Annotated in this window: 15 protein-coding genes; 10 read left to right on the plus strand and 5 right to left on the minus strand. The window is 66.0% G+C overall.

Annotation, left to right across the window (positions count from 1 at the left end; all coding sequences use genetic code 11):
* Window positions 1–20: 20 nt before the first annotated feature.
* The 5 genes from AC5LXK_RS33795 to AC5LXK_RS33815 form a co-directional block, all read right to left on the minus strand.
* Window positions 21–977 (minus strand): SphA family protein, encoded by a 957-nt coding sequence (locus AC5LXK_RS33795; RefSeq protein WP_493394963.1) that lies wholly within the window; start codon window positions 975–977, stop codon window positions 21–23.
* 36 nt (window positions 978–1,013) lie between these two features.
* Window positions 1,014–1,541, minus strand: a complete 528-nt coding sequence (locus AC5LXK_RS33800; RefSeq protein WP_493395089.1) for a flavin reductase family protein — start codon at window positions 1,539–1,541, stop codon at window positions 1,014–1,016.
* A 5-nt stretch (window positions 1,542–1,546) separates the two neighbouring features.
* Window positions 1,547–2,785, minus strand: coding sequence for a styrene monooxygenase/indole monooxygenase family protein (locus tag AC5LXK_RS33805; RefSeq protein WP_493394964.1), 1,239 nt, complete (start codon window positions 2,783–2,785; stop codon window positions 1,547–1,549).
* Window positions 2,786–2,849: 64 nt separating this feature from the next.
* A complete protein-coding gene (locus tag AC5LXK_RS33810; protein WP_493394965.1) occupies window positions 2,850–3,638 on the minus strand; it encodes an SDR family oxidoreductase in 789 nt (262 codons plus the stop codon).
* Window positions 3,639–3,678: 40 nt separating this feature from the next.
* Window positions 3,679–4,926, minus strand: a complete 1,248-nt coding sequence (locus AC5LXK_RS33815) for a dienelactone hydrolase family protein (RefSeq protein ID WP_493394966.1) — start codon at window positions 4,924–4,926, stop codon at window positions 3,679–3,681.
* Window positions 4,927–5,258: 332 nt separating this feature from the next.
* Between AC5LXK_RS33815 and AC5LXK_RS33820 the strand changes: the two genes are divergently transcribed.
* From AC5LXK_RS33820 to AC5LXK_RS33865, 10 genes are all read left to right on the plus strand, one after another.
* Window positions 5,259–6,284, plus strand: a complete 1,026-nt coding sequence (locus AC5LXK_RS33820) for an AraC family transcriptional regulator (protein ID WP_493394967.1) — start codon at window positions 5,259–5,261, stop codon at window positions 6,282–6,284.
* Between the two features lie 798 nt (window positions 6,285–7,082).
* Window positions 7,083–8,663: an acetolactate synthase large subunit gene (locus AC5LXK_RS33825; protein WP_493394968.1), complete on the plus strand. Its 1,581-nt coding sequence runs from the start codon at window positions 7,083–7,085 to the stop codon at window positions 8,661–8,663.
* A gap of 49 nt (window positions 8,664–8,712) precedes the next feature.
* Window positions 8,713–9,525: an SDR family NAD(P)-dependent oxidoreductase gene (locus tag AC5LXK_RS33830; RefSeq protein ID WP_493394969.1), complete on the plus strand. Its 813-nt coding sequence runs from the start codon at window positions 8,713–8,715 to the stop codon at window positions 9,523–9,525.
* A gap of 15 nt (window positions 9,526–9,540) precedes the next feature.
* The gene (locus tag AC5LXK_RS33835; protein WP_493394970.1) at window positions 9,541–10,578 is read left to right on the plus strand and encodes a WD40/YVTN/BNR-like repeat-containing protein; all 1,038 of its coding nucleotides are present in this window, start codon (window positions 9,541–9,543) and stop codon (window positions 10,576–10,578) included.
* 12 nt (window positions 10,579–10,590) lie between these two features.
* Window positions 10,591–11,106: a VOC family protein gene (locus tag AC5LXK_RS33840; RefSeq protein ID WP_493394971.1), complete on the plus strand. Its 516-nt coding sequence runs from the start codon at window positions 10,591–10,593 to the stop codon at window positions 11,104–11,106.
* 51 nt (window positions 11,107–11,157) lie between these two features.
* Complete coding sequence (locus AC5LXK_RS33845) at window positions 11,158–11,763, plus strand: amino acid synthesis family protein (protein WP_493394972.1); 606 nt, start codon at window positions 11,158–11,160, stop codon at window positions 11,761–11,763.
* 27 nt (window positions 11,764–11,790) lie between these two features.
* Window positions 11,791–12,669 carry an alpha/beta fold hydrolase gene (locus tag AC5LXK_RS33850; protein WP_493394973.1) on the plus strand — a complete coding sequence of 293 codons (879 nt, stop codon included), beginning with the start codon at window positions 11,791–11,793 and terminating at the stop codon, window positions 12,667–12,669.
* A 3-nt stretch (window positions 12,670–12,672) separates the two neighbouring features.
* The gene (locus AC5LXK_RS33855; protein ID WP_493394974.1) at window positions 12,673–14,301 is read left to right on the plus strand and encodes a bifunctional 3-(3-hydroxy-phenyl)propionate/3-hydroxycinnamic acid hydroxylase; all 1,629 of its coding nucleotides are present in this window, start codon (window positions 12,673–12,675) and stop codon (window positions 14,299–14,301) included.
* Complete coding sequence (locus AC5LXK_RS33860; RefSeq protein ID WP_493394975.1) at window positions 14,291–14,611, plus strand: NIPSNAP family protein; 321 nt, start codon at window positions 14,291–14,293, stop codon at window positions 14,609–14,611. Before AC5LXK_RS33855 ends, AC5LXK_RS33860 begins: the two co-directional genes overlap by 11 nt.
* 139 nt (window positions 14,612–14,750) lie before the next feature.
* Complete coding sequence (locus AC5LXK_RS33865) at window positions 14,751–16,202, plus strand: NAD-dependent succinate-semialdehyde dehydrogenase (protein ID WP_493395090.1); 1,452 nt, start codon at window positions 14,751–14,753, stop codon at window positions 16,200–16,202.
* Window positions 16,203–16,230 lie beyond the last annotated feature (28 nt).

The following is a 16,230-nucleotide window of genomic DNA, read 5'->3' on the forward strand; positions in this document are numbered from 1 at the left end:
CGTTGATCCGGCCGCGCGCGTCACTGGAAGTGATGCACGTAGCGCAGCACCAGTCGCGTCCCCTGCGGCCGGTTGCGCGCATAGGTCTCGAAGTACGCGTTGAACAGCACGTGATCGTGCGGCGAGAAGCTGATCATCGCACCCGGCCCGATGGCGAACACGGCTTCCCGCGTCCCCGGCACATCCTGCCCGTTCTCCTTCATGTCGGTGGTCTGGCGCAGCCAGTAGCCGTTCAGCCCGAGCCGCAGGCCGGGCCGCACCTCGTACTCGGTCGCGAAGTTCGCGTGGATTGCCTGGCCGGCCTGCGTCGACGTCACGTCGGGGCCGAGCGACGTGGCCGGCTGATGGTTGGTCGCATTCCACAGGTAGTGCAGCCGCCACGACACGGTCCACCTGGGCGTGAGCCACAGCGTGGCGGCCCAGTACGGATCGAACGACCAGAAGTGGCTGCCCGGGTTGATCGCGCGCGACGGATCGTATGCGCCGGTCGGCGCGATGAACTGGAATTCGACGCGCTGCGCGAAGCGCGGGCCCTGCGCGCCCATCACCGGATCGAACTGGATGAACGGGCCGACCAGCAGGTCGCCGAAACCGGCGCGCGCATTCAGCGCGACGTTGCCGATGCCGTCGTCGGTCCGCGCGGACGCGATCCACGGCAGGATCACGTCGAGGCCCGGATGCATCCCCGCGAACGTCAGCGGCGACTGATAGACGAGCTGGCTCAACCCCGCGAACAGGTCGATGTCCTGCTTCGGCAGCCCGACCTTGTTGCCCGCATTGTCGTTGACGCGGCCCGCCGTGTAGTACTGGAAGTACTGCGTGCCGTACCAGCCGGCGCCGGCCGGCGGCATCCCGTCGAGGAAGCTGGTCATGCCGAGATTGACCGACGGCAGGTCGGTCGCATGGGCCGGCGCATGACCGGCGAGGCCGGTGATCGCGAGGCCTGCGGCGACGAGCAGGCGAGAGCCGAATTTCATGTCCACCACCTCCTGGTTATTTATTTGGATGACTAATCAAATGGTGCGTGAAAGATCGGGGTGATCGGCGATCGCGCGATACTGGCCTGCATGGAATACCAGCGGCGCCTTGCCGAATGCGTCGAACCGTTCGATCTCGCCGATGAAGAGCAGGTGGTCGCCGCCTTCGTAATGGCCGACGTTGCGGCACACGAAACGCGCGCTCGCACCGTCGAGGCAGGGCACGCCGCCCGTCTCCGAATCCACGTGCGGCACGCCGTCGAACTTGTCGGCGCTGGGTGTCGCGAAGCGGCGCGACAGGTCGATCTGGTCGTGCGCGAGGATGTTGATCGCGAAGTGGGTGGCCGCGATGAAATCCGGACGGCTCGGCGCGACCTTGCGCAGGCTCCACAGCACGAGCGGCGGATCGAGCGACAGCGACGAGAACGAGTTGGCCGTGAGGCCCACCTTGCGCCCGTCGGCCGCGCAGGTGGTGATCACGGTGACGCCGGTCGGGAACTGCCCGAACGCGGTGCGCAGTTGCAGCGGGTCGAGGGCCGGGCGCTGGGTCATGGTCGTTTCCATGTCGGTCATGCCGCCTGCACGCTGTGTTCGCGGATCATCGCCGCGCAGGCCGACGGCTCGAACCACCACGGCGAGAACCGGCGCGGATCGTCGAAACCGTCGACGATCGCGCGGGCGAGCGACGGCAGCTGGCCGGCCGCGCCGAGCAGCTCGAGGATGTGCGGCGGCGGCGGCGTCAGCAGCGAGTTGGTCCAGCGTACGACATGCTGCGCATACGCCCAGTAGCCCTCGAACGTCTGCTGCATCCAGTCTTCGCCGAACGGCGCGGCGTCGCGGGCGATGATCGCGTCGAAGTACGCCTTCGCGCATTTCGCGGCGTTGTTCGATCCCTGGCCGGTGATCGGATCGTTGACGACCACCGCATCGGCCATCCCGAACACCGTGCGGCCCGACGGCAGCCGGAACAACGGCTTGCGTACCGTCGGCGTGAAGCGCCCGGCCAGCGTGCCGTTCGGATCGGTCAGCTCGACGTCGCGGCAGCGCTCGAATTCCCACGGCACGTATTGCCGCAGGAACGACAGGCTGCGGTCCAGATGCTGTTCGGGCGTCTTCACGTCGGCCCAGCAGTCGAGCGGGCCGCCCGGGATGCCTTCGAACACCATGATCTCGCACGGGCCCGTCGTGGTCAGCGCGGGGAACACGAAGTATTCGCCGATGCCCGGCAGCAGGTTGAAGCGCACGCGCGAATACGGCTGGCTCGGCGTCATCCCTTTCACGTAGGTGAGCGCCAGTGCGCGTTGCGGGCGGTCGAATGCGCTGCGCGCGTCGTCGCGGCCGAGCAGGTTGACGATTTCACCCTTGCCGGCCGCGAGCAGCACGAGGTCGTGGCTGCGCGCCAGTTCCTCGAGCTCGGGCACGCCGATGTCGGCGATGCGCACGTCCGCGCCGCGGCGTCGAACCTCGTCGAGCCAGTCGGCCATCTTCACGCGCTGGTCGACCGACTGCGCGTAGCGGGTCAGCCGCGACGACCAGTCGATCGCCTTGCGGCCGTTGCCGTCCGGATGCGGTACCGCGATGCCGATGCCTTCGACGGACGGGCATGCTTCCTCCCACGCATTCAGACCGAGATCGCGCTCGATCTGCAACGACGTGTGGAACATGCACTGGCTCGACATGACCTTGCCCGTGCGGATCTGTTCCGCGTCGCGGTTGGTCGCGAGGGTGACGTGGTAGCCCTGGTCGAGCAGGGCGAAGGCGAGTTGCAGGCCGGACTGGCCGGCGCCGACGATGGCGATGCGTCTCATGGGAATGTCCTTGGTGGGCCGGATGCCGGCCGGAATGATTGCGGAAAGCAGCGGCGCGGCGCGGTCACTCCGCGAGACGCGGAATGGCCGGCACCGCCTGTTCGGGGCCCATCGCGGCATAGCCGCCGTCCACCGCGTAGTCGGCGCCCGTCACGAAGCTTGCCGCATCGCTGCACAGGAACGTGACGACCTGCGCGACCTCCGACGGATCGCCGACCCGGCCGAGCAGGTGGAACGGCGCGGCGACGCGATCGGTCTTCGCGCGGTCGCCGTGCGTCATCTCGTCCATCACGCGCGACCATGTCCACCCCGGCGACACCGAGTTGACGCGAATGCGATCGGGCGCGAGATCCATCGCCATGCTGCGCGTGAGCTGGCGGATCGCCGCCTTGGACGTCGGATACAGCCAGCGGCCGGTCTGCGCGCACTGCGCGGAGATCGAGCTGAAGTTCACGATCGCGCCGCCGCCGCGCCGGGCCATGTGCGGATGCACGGCCTTCGCGAGCATCGCGGCCGACACGACATTGACGTCCATCGCGGCCAGCCAGTCGTTGCGGGTCGCCTGGATGCCGTTGTCGATGTAGCTGCACGCGAGGTTGACGAGCACGTCGATCGCGCCGAACCGTTCGACGATCGTCGCCACGGCACGCTCGATCGCGCGGTCGTCGGTGATGTCGATCGCGACGAACAGCGCGCGTTCGCCGAGCGACGCGGCGACGCGCGCGCCGTTCTGCGCATCGAGATCGAGGATCGCGACGCACGCGCCGGCGCGGCTCAGGTCCTGCGCGACCGCGGCGCCGATCAGCGTGGCGCCGCCGGTGACGATTGCGACTTTGCCTGCAAGGGCATTCATGGGGTGTCTCCGGAAATCGTCGGGTGAGGGAGGCTGCGCGTCAATGCGCGCCCGTCGGCGGCTCGCTGTCCTGCCAGCGGCGCATCAGGCCGTTCGACGGCACGGTCACGTCGAGCAGCTTGTGGGCCGTCTCGACGCCCGCGACCGGCAGGCCGGCCGGGTCGAGCAGGCCGATCTGCACGAGCACGCTCGCCTGATCCCAGTAGATGTGTTCGTGATAGAGCTTGTCGCCGCGAAACTTGACGATCGCGACGAGCGGAATCTCGACACGCTTGCCGGTCGGTGCGACGCCCGGCAGCATCCAGTCGATCTCGGTGGTGTGCGTGAAGCAGAACAGCAGCTCGTCGACGATCTGGCTTGCGCCGACCGTGCGCGAGATCGGCGTGATCGTCGTGTCTGGCGGATTCGCATGCACGAAGTGATGCGTGTAGAAGCGCTTGAGCTCGTCATGGCCGACGCCGCCCGTCAGCGTCGGAATATGGTTGACGTACGGCTCGGCGACCATCGTGGCCATCGTCGCGTCGACGTTGCGTGTGTCGAACTCGTGCTTCAGATGCACTTCCCACAGTGTGGACAAATCGTAGTGCGGGCCGAGCGCGGCGCGAAACGCGGCGATCGCACGCTGGTGCGCCATGATCGCGGCGGCCGGGTCGAAATGATCGCCGCCGGCGCGGGCGAATGCGTGATCGACGCCCGGATACACGTACACCTCGACACCGTCGCGCCCGGACAGCGCGTCGGCGATGCGCTGCTGCGCGTCGGGCGGGCAGAAGCGGTCCTGCCCCGGAATCTGCAGCACGAGCCGCCCGCGCAGGTGCGCGGCCTCGTCCAGCGCGTGCTCGATGCCCACGCCGTAATAGCTGACCGCCACGGCCACGCCCGGCAGTCGGCACGCGGCGAGATACGCGAGCTTGCCGCCGAGGCAGTAGCCGAGCACGCCAGCTTCGCCCGTGCATTCCGGCCGCTGCCGGAGCGCGTCCAGCGCGGCGCCGATGTCCTCGACGCCCTTGTTCTCGTCGTATTCGCGGTACAGGGCCATCGCGCGCTCGAAATCGGCCGCCGTGTAACCGAGCTCGATCCCCGGCGACTGGCGCCAGAACAGGTCGGGCACGAGCACCGTATAGCCTTCTTCCGCGTAGTAGTCGGCGGCCTCCCGCATCGTCGCGTTCGCGCCGAAGATCTCGTGACAGAGCACGATGCCGGGCCCCGTGCCGCCGGCCGGCGTGCTCAGGTACGCGCGAAACGCGCTGCCGTCCGGCGACGGGATCTCGATGTGACGTCCGTTCATGTGTCCCTCCATGCTGTGTGTTTCGGTGACGGGCCCAGTATTGGCGGACGAAACGCGCGTTTCTATCCGCTTTCTTCGGCCGGTATCCACGAATTCCGGAAACCTGTCGTACCGGCCGCCGCGTGCGGGCGGGCACGCGGCTGACTGCGGGTATGTGCGGATGCGGAATGCCCGCACAGTTTTCTACGATGCGCGAACGGTCCGCTTCTTGCGTCGTTTGCGCGGGACTTGCGTGTAGGGATGGCCGGACTGTCCGGATCGTGCGACGGATGCCCCGATTCCGGGAATGCGTGCACGGCGCGAGTGCGATCGAGCACGACGGGAGAACTTCGATGGCGCAATTTTCCGAAACGGGCTGGCTGGCCGACGCCGCCTGTTTCAATCACGACAACCTGCTGCTGCAGTCGAACGATGTCGACGAGGTGCGCGCACGCGTCGCCGACGTGTTCAAGCCGCACCGGCTTACGCCGACCGGCGAATCGCGCGCGCTGCACAGCTGCATGCATCATGCGCGCTGGGGCAACCTGTCGCTGAACCTGCTCGATTATGGCGGCGGCGTCAGCATCGAGCCCGGGCCGCTCGAGCACTTCTTCCTGTTGCAGATTCCGCTGCGCGGCGATGCCGGGATCGAGTGCGGTTCGACGCACTTCGTGTCGTCGCCCGGCACCGCGTCGCTGATCTCGCCGACGCTGCCGCTGAAGATGCAGTGGGGCGATGCGTGCCCGCAAGTGATCCTGCGCATCGAGCGCGAAGTGATGGAGCGCCACGCGCAGCGACATTTCGGCGACGACCGGCGCGCGCCTGTCGAGTTCGAGCCGGAATTCAGCCTGTCGTCGTCGCAGGGCACCTGCCTCGCGCAACTGCTGCCGATTCTCGCCGGCGCCATTTCGACGGACGCGCATCCGCTACGGCATCCGCTTGCATTCGAGCAGCTCGAATCGACGCTGTTCAACCTGCTGCTGCACGGCCATCCGAACAGCGCGCGCAACGGCACGCGGCCCCTGCCGCCGGCGCTCGCACCGTTCTACGTGCGCCGTGTCGAGGAGTACATCCGCGCGCATCTCGACGAGCCGCTGACGATCGAACGGCTCGCCGAGCTGGCCGGTGTCAGCCCGAGCACGCTGTTCGCCGGCTTCCGCAATCGCCACGGCATCACGCCGATGGGCTTCGTGCGGCAGTTGCGGCTGCAACATGTGCGCGAGGAACTGCTGGCCGATGCGACGCCGGGGCTCGCGTCGGTCACCGACATCGCGCTGAAATGGGGGTTCGCGCACCTCGGGCGGTTCGCGATCGAGTACAAGCGGGCGTTCGGTGAATCGCCGTCGGCGACGCTGAGGATGCGGCGCGTGCGGGGTTAGGGCGGACGCGGCTTCTCCGCGGCGCGACACACGCGGACTGCCTACGGCAGCGGCACACCCCGGGCCGCGGGCACATTCCCGTCGAGCCGCCATTCGCTGAACGGGCGGCGCGAGCGCTGATCGCCGGCAGGCGGCGATCGCGATGCGTTCCAGCCACGGATCGATCGCATCGCGCACGTCGCGCGGTATGCGCAGGATCACCATCGCGAAGGCGCTGCCCGCCCGCGAGCACTCGTAGCCGCCCTGGTAACCCGGATCGGTGCCGTCAGCGCATCGGCCTGCGCCCAGCTTTCCAGCACGTTCAACGCACACGACCACTCGTCGCGATCCGCCGACGGGTCGGGCCGGGCGTGAAATCGCGCACCGGCTTCCCCGTGCGCATAGCCGGCTGCGTCGTGCGGGTGACAGCCTGGCACCTTGGTCCGGCCTTTCCGGCAGTCACTGCCCACTGATCCCTGTACAGCTACCTGAGCTTCCCGACACGGGACGTTCGATTCAGTCGTCGAACGCCGCGCGCGGTAGGTGACGCCGCAACGGAAGTTTGACCGTCTTGTCACCCTCGACATCTCGCCCGGTCTGCGACGGATCGGGGTTTCTGAAATTCCAAATGACGGGACCGGCGTTGCTGGTGCCATGACACGAATGGTCGTTGCGTGAGCTGGAATTCGGGAGCGCTAGCGAATTTCTTCGGGTAAACGAGAGGATTTTTTGGCGAATCATTGGTCGGAAGGAAGTTTGACAAATCCCGTATTGAGGGATTAAAGTGAAATCAATCCAATCAAGAAGTCGGGCTGACGCATGAAAATCTCACATTCCGAAATTGATGCCGAGGCGCGTATCGGCGCGTGCATCGTGCTTGAGACGGCGCGCGACGCCGGGGTGGACGTCTGTTTTGCGAATCCCGGGACGACCGAAATGCCGTTCGTCGGGGGGCTCGACATCGTGGCCGGCGTGCGCCCGATCCTCGGGTTGTTCGAGGGCGTCTGTACGGGAGCGGCGGACGGCTACGGCCGCTTGGCCGGCAAACCGGCGATGACGCTGCTGCATCTCGGCCCCGGCCACGCAAACGGGATCGCCAACCTGCACAATGCGCGTCGCGCACGCACGCCGATCCTGAACATCATCGGCGACCACGCACGCGATCATCTGAAGTACGACGCACCACTTACCTCCGATATCGAATCGTTGGCGCGCCCGGTGTCGGTCTGGTATCGCAGCGTGGCCCGCGAAGAGGATCTGTCGCGGGATACGGCCGATGCAATCTCGGCCGCGATGGGTTCGAAACGCGGTGTAGCGACGCTCGTGCTGCCCGTCGATCTCCAGTCGGTTGCGGTTCGCGAACCCGTGCCGGCAGTCGCCGCTCGCCCGGCTACAGTCTCATTCGATGCCGTGCGGGTCCGCCAGGTTGCCGATTTGCTGCGCACCGGCACGCCTGTCGTACTGCTGATGGGCGATCGGGCGCTGTCTGCCCGCGGACAGCAAGCAGCGGCCCGCATCTCGGCCGCTACGGGCGCGATCTGCTTCAGCGAGACTTTTCCCGCGCGTGCGGAACGCGGCGGAGGCTTGCCGGACATCGATCGCCTGCCATATTTTCCCGAGCCGGCACGGGCAGCGCTTGCCGGCAGGAAAGTGGTACTCGCCGGTGCGCTCGCGCCGGTCACGTACTTTGGCTACGAAGGCATTCCTGGCGAACTCGCGCGCCCCGAAGACATCGTGACGCTGGCCGAGCCGGGTGATGCAGCGGACGACGCGCTGGAGGCACTCGCCGAGCACCTCGGTGCGACCGGCCGTGCAGACGGCGTGGCGGTCGAGTGCTGGCCCGTCGAAGCCGGGCCGCTGACGCCGCAGTCGGTCGGTCGCCTGCTGGCGAATGCGTTGCCCGAGCACGCGATCGTGTCGATCGAGGGGGGCACGTGCGGTTATCCGTTCGTGACCGCGTCGGCGCGCGCACGACGTCACACCCTCCTCACGAACACCGGGGGCGCGATCGGCCAGGGCTTGCCGGTGGCGCTCGGCGCCGCCGTGGCGTGTCCGGATCGCCGCGTGTTCGCGCTGCAGTCCGACGGGAGTGCGCAGTACACGATCCAGGCGTTGTGGACGATGGCGCGCGAGCGTCTGCCGATCGTCATCCTGATCGCTTCGAACCGTCGCTATGGCATCTTGCAGACCGAACTCGCACGCAGCGGCTTGCCGGCCGACGCACCGCACGCCAGTCGCCTGACGCTGCTGGACGACCCGCCGATCGACTGGCTCGCGCTGTCGCGTGGCTATGGCGTGCCGGCCGAGCAAGTGAGCACGGTCGATGCGCTTTTTGAGGCGCTTGATGACGCGCTGGCGGGCAGCGATGGGCCGCGTCTCATCGAAATGTGCCTCTCCTGACGCGTCGGCCCCTTCATTCCGTCACCCACGACTCTCACCACTTATCGCTATGGATCTGCAACTCAAAGGAAAAACTGCCTTCATTACCGGCGGCAGCATGGGCATCGGCAAGGCGGTCGCGCTCGAGCTCGCCCGGGAAGGCGTCAACGTCGTCATTGCCGCGCGACGCATGGAACACCTCGAGGCGGCGGCTGCCGACATTCGCACGACGCTCGAGCCGCTGGGCGACGCCGCAGGCGCGATCGTGCCCGTGACGGTGGACACCACCGACATGATGTCGGTCGAATCCGCGATGACGGCGACCGTCGACCGCTTCGGGCGCCTCGACATCCTGGTCAACGGTGCCGCGCATCCGGGCGGGCTGGTTCGCGCAGAACTGGAGAACGCCGATCCGCAGGGGTTGCTCCAGGACATCGATATCAAGGTGGTCGGTTACCTGCGCTGCGCGAAGGCGGCCGCACCGTACATGCGACGCAACGGGTTTGGCCGGATCGTCAACATCGGTGGCCTCACGGGCCGCGGCAGCAAACAGCTTTCCGGCATGCGCAATGTGGCGATCGTGCATCTGACCAAGACGTTGTCCGACCAGCTCGGTCCGTTCGGCATCACGGTGAATACCATTCACCCGGGTGTCGTCGAGACGCCGCACATCCACGAACTCTACGAGAAGGAAGCTCAAAAGCAGGGGCTGACAGCGAGCGAGGTGGAGGCCAACTACGTCAAGGTCACCCCGATCAGGCGGGTGCTGCAGCCGGAAGAGATGGGATGGGTCGTCGCGTTTCTCGCGTCGCCGAAATCCGGCTCGATCACCGGCGAATCGATCGGCTGCGACGGCGGACTGACACGCGGCATTTTCCTCTGATACAAGGAGCATTCCATGACAGCAACCGTACTGGTCGCCACCGCAGGGCAAGGCATCCTGCGCTCGAACGACGACGGCAAAACCTGGCATCGCCTCGGGTTGACCGAGCCGATCGAATTCGACGGCATCGTGCGCGCGCTCGCGGTGGACCCCGCGACGCCGTCGCGCATCTACGCCGGCGCGGATTCCGGCCTGTCCATCAGCGATGACGGCGGCGCCCACTGGTTTCGTCCCGACAACATCCTGAACGGGCAAACGGTCTGGTCGATTGCAATCGATCCTGCGAACTCCGCGGTACTTTATGCGGGTACCGGTGCGCCGTCGCGCGCGGCGCTGTTCAAGTCGAACGACGCGGGCCTGACCTGGGAGCGAACCGCGCCCGAGTTCCCGGAATTCTGTTCGGGCGTCAACCGCCCGCGGCTGCTGACGATCTGTGTGGATCCGACCGACGGGCGCAACGTGTGGTACGGCGTAGAAGAGGGCGGCGCATGGCGCAGCCGGGACGCTGGCGCGAGCTGGACGCGCGTCGATGGTCCCGGTACGGCGATCCGCAACAGCGATATTCATGCGATTGCCGTGCTGCCCGCCACACCCGACAAGCAGAAGACCACGGTGTTGCTGACAGTGAATGCCGTCCACGTGAGCGAGGATGACGGGCAGACGTGGGACGGCAAGCTGTCGCGCGAACGTTTCGACGGGCTGTACTACACCCGTACGGTCATTCAGTTGCCGACGCCGGACGGCGAGCTCCTGATGGCGATCGGAGACGGCACGCCGGGCACGCAAAGTCGCATCTATCGATCGACCGATCGTGGCCATGAATGGCACGAGACGGATCTGCACATGCCGCCGAATTCGACATTCTGGGCATTCGGTGTCCACGCGGCGCGGCCGGAGCTCGTCTATGCCGGCACCAAGTACGGGCACCTGTTCTGTTCGCGCGACGGCGGCCGGAACTGGACGAAGGAATGGCGCGATTTCAGCGAAATCACGGCGGTCGCATGGACGCCGTTTGAAGCGCCGCTCGTGGCCCACGCGCAGTCCACCCACTGACCGGAGCGAACGATGACACCATCCGCCATCCGACAGCTGGCCGATCGTGCGAACGAAAGCGGCCTGCCGTTGCCTACGCCACGTGTCCAGCGCACGCACCTGTCGTTGTTCGTGCGCGATCCCGTGCGGTCGAGCACGTGGTATGCCGACGTGCTCGGCATGACCGAAACCGCGCGCGGAGAACAGTGGGTGTTCATGTCTTTCGGTCAGAAGCACCACGACATTGCACTGATTCGCGCCGCATCCGACGCGGAGCTCGGCACGATCGGCCTGCAACACTATGGCCTCGAAATCGCGGGTGGCCTGACCGAGCTGAGACGCCTGTACGGCATGCTGATTCGCCGCAACGTGCCGATCGTCAAGATCACCGACCACAAAGTCGGAATCGGCGTTTATTTTCCGGATCCGGACGGCAATCGCCTCGAGTTCTTCTGTGAAACCGTCACTGACGACGAGGAGGGAAAGCGTGTTCTGAATCGGTACAACGCACCCAGCGACCCGACTCAGCTCGAGCCGTTGTTCGAATAAGATCCCGGCATCTTTATTTCAATCAAATCGATCAATAACATAGGATTCCTGATGAATAAGGTAAAGAATTTCGAAGATTTTCATATCAGAAAGTGGTACACGCAGATCGAGGATTCGCTTGCGAACGAATCTGGCCAGCCGGCTGACGGTGAGCCGTTGCGCAAGATCGTGATCGCCGCGGCCGTCCACAATCCGTATGCGGGTCGGTTCAGCGAGAACCTCGACGATCTCGTGCGCTCGTCGCCGGCGCTCGGCAAGGAGTTCGCACGGCGCATCGAGTCGCTCGCCGCGGGACATGCAATCGAGAGCTACGGGAAGGCATGCCTGGTCGGATCGGCGGGCGAGTACGAGCATGGCAACGCCTTTCTGACGTCGATCTTCGCCGAGCCGATCCGTGCCGCACTGGGAGGCGGGAAGGCATGGGTGCCGTCGAGCGGCAAGCGTGGCCCGGTCAATACGGTGATCGACGTGCCGCTCGCGCACAAGGACGCACTGTACGTGCGCTCGCACTACGACACGGTGACTTGCCTGTTCCCCGATGCGCCCAATGCCGACGAAGTCCTGGTGATCTTCGCATTCGCGACGCGTGGCCGCCTGCATGCGCGGCTTGGCGGCCTTCGCGCGAGCGAGATCGTCGGTCAGGACGGCCTGGTCTGAGTACGGATACGGCGCGGAGAGCGAATGATGAATACGACATCCGTCAAGGATGGCTGGGTCGTCAGCGACGGACTGCGGCTGCACTACGTGAGCTGGGGGCGCGACGATGCGCCGGCCCTGGTCATGCTGCACGGCTTGCGCAGTTATGCCCATACGTGGGAACCCGTCGCCGATGCGCTGGTCGACCGCTATCGAGTCGTCGCGCTGGATCAGCGCGGCCGGGGGGCGAGCGACTGGGATCCCCGGCGCGAATACTACGCCGCGGCTTACGTACGCGATCTTGACGCATTGGTTCGGGCGCTTGACCTGAGACGCTTCGTGCTGGTCGGGCACTCGATGGGCGGCGCCAACGCATTCGTTTATGCGGGTTCGCAACCCGAGCGTCTCGCGGGTCTCGTGATCGAGGACATGGGCCCCGGCGCGTCTGCCGGTTCGCAGGGCTCGGAGCGTATCAAGCGCGAACTCAAGGAAACGCCGGATGCATTCACGTCGTGGGACGACGCGCGCGCCTTCTGGCGGCGTCAGCGCCCCAACATCCACGCTTCCGCGCTCGATTCGCGTCTCGCACATTCGCTGAAGGAGGATGCACAACGAAGAATCGTGTGGCGACATGATGCCGTTGGGATCGCTGCGGCGCGGCTGGCCGCGACACCGGAACAACTCGTCCATTTGTGGCCGCAGGTGCTCAATCTGCACGTGCCGACACTGCTGCTGCGCGGTGCCGAATCGGATTTCCTGTCCGCAGACGTGGCGGCCGAAATGGTGGCTGCCAATGCCGGAATTGACCGGATCGACATTCCGGGCGCAACGCACTACGTGCATGACGATCAGCCGGCCGCGTTCAATCACGCGTTGCGCAACTGGCTTGATCGCCTGGACGATCCCGCGTGGCGGGCAGGAGTCTGACGGATGACAGCGAACAAATCGAACCGGACGTCTGTCGCGATCGTCGGCGCGGGCCCGAACGGCGCCGCGATGGCGAACCTGCTGGGCCTTTATGGCATCGATACGGTGATCATCGAAAAAACGCCGCAGATCGTCGAGTTTCCGCGCGCGGTCGGTATCGACGACGAGGCATTGCGTCTGTTCCAGACTGCCGGCCTCGCCGACGAGTTGAGCCGTGACATCATCCAGAACGTGCCGCTGCGCATGTTCAAGGCGAACGGCGCGTGCTTTGCCGACATTCGCCCATCGATGCGCGAGTTCGGCTGGTGGCGGCGCAACATCTTCATGCAGCAACTGGCCGAGCGAACGCTGCGTGACGCGCTCGCGCGCTATCCGCATGTATCGCTTCGTACGAGCGAAGAGGTCGTCGGCATCGAGCAGGACGATGAACGCGTCGCGTTGCAGGTGCGCCGGGCAGACGGGCAGCAATACGTGCTCGAGGCCGACTACGTGGTTGCGGCCGATGGTGGACGCAGTCCGATGCGCGACATGCTGGGCGTCAGGCTTGCCGGCACCACACATCCGATGAAATGGATCGTGGTCGATGTCAAGAATGCCGGGCTCGACCAGCCGTGCACGGCGCTGAACTGCGATCCAAGGCGCCCGAACGTCTGCATCTATCTGCCGTTCAATTATCGGCGCTGGGAGTTTCTCGTGTTTCCGCACGAGGACGAAGAGGCAATCGCGCGACCGGAATCGATACGCGCGCTGATCAAGCCGTATGTCGACGACGTCGATCGTCTCGAGATCGTACGCGCCCGAACCTACACCCACCACTCGCGCGTGGCCGAGCGATTCGTCGTCGGTCGGGTGTCGCTCATCGGCGATGCGGCCCATCTGACGCCGCCATGGATCGGCCAGGGTCTGAATGCAGGCTTGCGCGATGTCGGCAACCTCGCGTGGAAGCTGGCGGGTGTCGTCAAGGGGCGGCTCGGCGCCGGCGTGATCGCGACGTACGAATCGGAGCGCCTCGATCACGCGAAGGCGATGATCAGCCTCGCGGATACGTTCGGCGCCATGCTGATGCCGACCAACCGGCTGGTGGCGTTCCTGCGCGATCGTTTCCTCGGGCTTGCCCGATACGCCCCGGGCCTGAAGAACTATGTGCTGCAGATGCGGTTCAAGCCGATGCCGAGCTACACGCGCGGTGTCGTGCTGGCGGGCGCGTCGGGCGCGATCGGCAGGATGATCGCGCAGCCCGACGTCGAAACGGCCGACGGGGTGCGTCGCAAGCTCGACGACGTGCTGGGTCCGTGGTTTGCGATCGTCGGGTGGCAATGCGATCCACAAAGCTGCCTGAGCGATGACGATCGTGCGTACTGGACGTCGCTGGGTGCGAGATTCGTGCAGATCAACCGCTCGCGGAGCGGGACCTGCCGCGAAGGGCGTGTCGCCAGCGCGTATGGCAGCGAGTGCGTAGAGGACGTCGACAACGCGATGGCGGACTGGTTCGACCGGTATCCCGCTCCCCTCGTCGTGGTGCGGCCCGACCGATACGTGGCGGCGCAGACGGACGCCGCGGGCATGGCACGCGTGACTTCCGGTTTCCACACGTTTGCGCCGCATCGACAGGAGGAAGCCCATGCTGGTTGAGCAACGCATCTATACGCTCGTGCCGGGCGGCGTCGCCGAGTATCTGCGCTTGTACGCGGAATGCGGTCGGGCGGCGCAGGAGCAGGCGCTCGGCACGATGATCGGCTGTTTTGCGACGGAGGTCGGACCGCTGAACCAGATCGTCTATCTGTGGGCGTTCGATTCGCTCGACGAGCGCGCACTTCGTCGCAACGCACTGATGGCCGATCCCGCGTTCAAGGTGTTCCGGGGCAAGGTCCGGCATCTGCTCGTCACGCAGGAAAACCGGATTCTGCGACAGGAAATCGGCGGCCTGCTGCCCGGGCCGTAACAGCCGGCTTGACGCGTCCAGGGTTCGGACGGGCGACCTGTCAACCCACGCGGCGTGTCCGTGCCGAGCGGGCACACCGCTTCATGAAGCTCTTACCGAGGTATCCGTCTTGATTCCGTTTACACCGCTGACTTCTCAGATGACGCCGGATGGACAACGCGACTACGCGCCGCTTCATCTGTATATCGACGGCCGGTTTCACCCTGCGGATGGCCGCCGCACACAGTCGGTCTTCGATCCGGGAACCGGCAGCGTGCTCGGCGAACTTCCGCATGCGACCGTCGACGATATTGACGCAGCGATCGACGCCGCGCATCGTGCGTTCGGGGCGTGGCGGCACGAGTCGCCGCTCGTCCGCTCGGATATTCTGCGCGGCGCCGCAGCGCTGGTTCGCCAGCGGGCCGCCGAAATAGCGCGTCACATCACGATGGACCAGGGCAAACCGCTTCACGAGGCCGTTGCCGAGGTCGTGTCGTCCGCGGAACAGCTCGAATGGCATGCCGAGGAGGGCCGCCGTACCTACGGCCGCGTCGTGCCAGCGCGTTCTCCCGACGTGATGCAGACGGTATTGCGAGAGCCGATCGGCGTGTGTGCGTCATTTTCGCCGTGGAACTTTCCGTTCAGTCAGGCGATGCACAAGATTGCGGCGGCACTGGCGTCGGGGTGCACGCTCGTGCTCAAGGGGCCCGAGGAATCGCCGAGCGCAATCGTGGCACTCGCGCATATCTTCCATGATGCAGGGTTGCCCGCAGGCTGCCTGAATATCGTATGGGGTGTGCCGGGCGAGGTGTCAACGCAGCTGATCGAGTCGCCGCTGGTGCGCAAAATCTCGTTTACCGGCTCGGTGCCGGTCGGCAAGCGACTGGCGGCACTCGCCGCGTCGCATATGAAACGCATGACCATGGAGCTGGGCGGGCACGCGCCGGTTCTCGTCTGCGCGGACGCCGACATCGAGCGCGCCGCCACGATGCTGGCCGCGTACAAATTCCGTAACGCCGGGCAGGTTTGCGTGTCGCCGACGCGGTTTTTCGTGCAACGGCCGGTGCTCGACCGTTTTGTCGCCGCGTATCTCGATGTCGTCGGTACGATCCGCGTCGGATACGGCCTCGACGACGGCGTCACGATGGGACCGCTCGCCCATGCGCGGCGTGTATCCGAAATTGATGCGTTCGTGGCCGATGCCAAGGAGAAAGGTGCGGACATCGTCGCGGGCGGCGCGTCGCTGCCGGGGCCCGGGCACTACTTCGCGCCGACGGTCGTGCTCGGCCCGACTCGCGATTCGCGCCTGATGAATGACGAGCCCTTTGGCCCGATCGTCGGCATCGTCCCGTTCGACGACCTCGGCGATGCGCTCGCGGAGGCCAATCGGCTGCCGTTCGGCCTTGCGTCGTATGCGTTTACCGCCTCGGTACGCAATGCGCACCGGATCGGCCGCACACTGGAAGCCGGCATGGTCAACATCAACCACTTCGGCATGGGTCCGGCGGAAATTCCGTTCGGTGGCGTGAAGGACAGCGGCTTTGGAAGCGAAGGAGGAACGGAGACCTTCGATGGTTATCTGGTGAGCAAATTCATCACGCAGCTGAATTGACCTGCCTCGGCCCGGCGGCGTCGAGCGG

It is taken from the genome of Burkholderia pulmonis (assembly GCF_984667975.1).

Excerpts from the sequence above, each read along its gene's own strand:
- AC5LXK_RS33800 (WP_493395089.1), bottom strand. The coding sequence starts at position 1,541 with ATGGAAACGACCATGACCCAGCGCCCGGCCCTCGACCCGCTGCAACTG.
- AC5LXK_RS33855 (WP_493394974.1), top strand. The coding sequence starts at position 12,673 with ATGACAGCGAACAAATCGAACCGGACGTCTGTCGCGATCGTCGGCGCG.
- AC5LXK_RS33865 (WP_493395090.1), top strand. The coding sequence starts at position 14,751 with ATGACGCCGGATGGACAACGCGACTACGCGCCGCTTCATCTGTATATC.
- AC5LXK_RS33830 (WP_493394969.1), top strand. The coding sequence starts at position 8,713 with ATGGATCTGCAACTCAAAGGAAAAACTGCCTTCATTACCGGCGGCAGC.
- AC5LXK_RS33845 (WP_493394972.1), top strand. The coding sequence starts at position 11,158 with ATGAATAAGGTAAAGAATTTCGAAGATTTTCATATCAGAAAGTGGTAC.
- AC5LXK_RS33820 (WP_493394967.1), top strand. The coding sequence starts at position 5,259 with ATGGCGCAATTTTCCGAAACGGGCTGGCTGGCCGACGCCGCCTGTTTC.
- AC5LXK_RS33795 (WP_493394963.1), bottom strand. The coding sequence starts at position 977 with ATGAAATTCGGCTCTCGCCTGCTCGTCGCCGCAGGCCTCGCGATCACC.
- AC5LXK_RS33840 (WP_493394971.1), top strand. The coding sequence starts at position 10,591 with ATGACACCATCCGCCATCCGACAGCTGGCCGATCGTGCGAACGAAAGC.
- AC5LXK_RS33850 (WP_493394973.1), top strand. The coding sequence starts at position 11,791 with ATGAATACGACATCCGTCAAGGATGGCTGGGTCGTCAGCGACGGACTG.
- AC5LXK_RS33835 (WP_493394970.1), top strand. The coding sequence starts at position 9,541 with ATGACAGCAACCGTACTGGTCGCCACCGCAGGGCAAGGCATCCTGCGC.
- AC5LXK_RS33860 (WP_493394975.1), top strand. The coding sequence starts at position 14,291 with ATGCTGGTTGAGCAACGCATCTATACGCTCGTGCCGGGCGGCGTCGCC.
- AC5LXK_RS33815 (WP_493394966.1), bottom strand. The coding sequence starts at position 4,926 with ATGAACGGACGTCACATCGAGATCCCGTCGCCGGACGGCAGCGCGTTT.
- AC5LXK_RS33825 (WP_493394968.1), top strand. The coding sequence starts at position 7,083 with ATGAAAATCTCACATTCCGAAATTGATGCCGAGGCGCGTATCGGCGCG.
- AC5LXK_RS33805 (WP_493394964.1), bottom strand. The coding sequence starts at position 2,785 with ATGAGACGCATCGCCATCGTCGGCGCCGGCCAGTCCGGCCTGCAACTC.
- AC5LXK_RS33810 (WP_493394965.1), bottom strand. The coding sequence starts at position 3,638 with ATGAATGCCCTTGCAGGCAAAGTCGCAATCGTCACCGGCGGCGCCACG.